Below are 1,226 nucleotides of genomic sequence, written 5' to 3'. Positions count from 1 at the left end.
TGTACGCTTCCCCTAAGCCGCAACCACTCTAAAGTAGAAATTCTGATTTAGATTTTCATAGTTTACGGGCGATTTATAACCGATGCTGCTGTGTGGCCGAATCTGATTATAAGTTACAGACCAATCCTGAATTCGTTGATTCAACTCTTCCAGGGATTGGAACCAGTTTAAATCAAGGCACTCGACTCTAAGCGTTTTATTAAGTCTTTCCATAAGACCGTTTTGTGATGGTTTACCCGGTTGGATATGCCTGAGTTCAATATCATGCTTATCAGCCCATACTTTTAGGCGACCTGCAATGAATTCTGGTCCATTATCGCAGCGGATATAAGCTGGCGCTCCTCGCCAAGCGACTATTTTGTCAAGTACTTTAATCAATTTCGCTGCAGAAATACTCGTATGAGCTTCCGTCCAAAGTGCTCGTCGAGAACATTCATCCATGATGTTGATCACCCTGATTGATTGTTTCTCTGGACCAATCACCCAGTCGCTAACGAAGTCCATAGCCCAGCCTTCATTGATTTGGTCCGGTGATAGCAATTCTTGGTATTCCCGCCGAATCTTAGAACGCTTTGGCGGTAGTCGGAGGTGTAAGCCAGCTTGTTTCCAGAGTCGGTACACTCGTTTGTGGTTGTCTTTTAGTTCGTGTTCATTACGCAGATAATGAAATATCATCCAGAAGCCCCAGGCTACAAACCTAGAGCAAGTTCTGCGTAGCAGGTCGATCAGCTCCGCATCTTGCTCTTCCGGACGGTTGCCAGACTTACGATTGTGATAGGTTTGGCGCCGTATGCCCAAAACGCGACAACCCTGACGGACGCTTCGGTCGGGAAGTCTTACTACGTGATCAATCATTTCTTCTTGGCGTCTTGGGCTTGCCACTTTTTTAGCATTTCATAACCTTCCTGTAGTATCTCATGATCCATGCTCAGGTTAGCGTACATTTTTTTGAGACGCGCATTCTCTTGTTGCAACTGCTTGAGTTCCCGTAGCGTATCGTCCTCTTCAGTCGCTTTCTCTTTTTTCCAGTTGTAGAGCGTAGCAGCACTGATTTGGTATTCTCGACACAGGTCATCGATTTTTGCTCCGGCGTCCCATTTAGCCAGAACCTCAAGTTTTTGAGACTTTGTGAATTTACTTTTCCGCATGTTGGCGCGATTTAGAAGATGAGTAAGATAAGGTTGTCTTTCTACTAAATTGTGGTTGCGCTCAATGGGAAGCGTACA

2 protein-coding genes are annotated in these 1,226 nt (G+C 45.3%); both read right to left on the bottom strand.

What is annotated here, in order from left to right:
- Positions 1-12: 12 nt before the first annotated feature.
- On the bottom strand, positions 13-882 hold the full coding sequence (locus BM123_RS23770; protein WP_217642222.1) for an IS3 family transposase: 870 nt from the start codon (positions 880-882) through the stop codon (positions 13-15).
- Positions 852-1,226, bottom strand: a 375-nt coding sequence (locus BM123_RS23765; RefSeq protein WP_217642221.1) for a transposase, incomplete at its 5' end; no start/stop codon positions are given. The genes BM123_RS23765 and BM123_RS23770, both read right to left, overlap by 31 nt.

The organism is Neolewinella agarilytica (assembly GCF_900110645.1).
Classification (GTDB): Bacteria; Bacteroidota; Bacteroidia; order Chitinophagales; family Saprospiraceae; genus Neolewinella; species Neolewinella agarilytica.
This window is presented reverse-complemented; position numbering and strand designations above follow the sequence as displayed.